The following is a 344-nucleotide window of genomic DNA, read 5'->3' as shown; positions in this document are numbered from 1 at the left end:
AAGATGTTCACGAGGATCGCCTTCAGGTCCGGGTTCTTCAGCATCAGCTTGAACGCTTCCGTGACCTTCTCGGTCGTGGCGCCACCGCCGACGTCCAGGAAGTTCGCCGGCTCGCCGCCGAACAGCTTGATCGTGTCCATCGTCGCCATCGCGAGGCCTGCGCCGTTCACGAGACAGCCGATGTTGCCGTCGAGCGAGATGTACGCGAGATCGAACTTCGACGCTTCGATTTCAGCCGGATCTTCTTCGTCCAGGTCGCGGTACGCGACGATTTCCGGGTGGCGGAACAGCGCGTTCGAGTCGAAGTTGAACTTCGCGTCGAGTGCGATGACCTTGCCGTCGCC

General features: G+C 61.3%; 1 pseudogene. It reads right to left on the bottom strand.

The window, feature by feature from the left end:
- Window positions 1-344: pseudogene (sucC, locus tag DIE21_RS36970) on the bottom strand (succinate--CoA ligase subunit beta); the annotation flags it as partial.

The sequence above is a fragment of the Burkholderia sp. Bp9140 genome, assembly GCF_003853425.1.
In the GTDB taxonomy this organism is placed as follows: domain Bacteria; phylum Pseudomonadota; class Gammaproteobacteria; order Burkholderiales; family Burkholderiaceae; genus Burkholderia.
The sequence above is the reverse complement of the archived record's forward strand: the minus strand, read 5'-3'. Positions and strand labels throughout refer to the sequence as shown.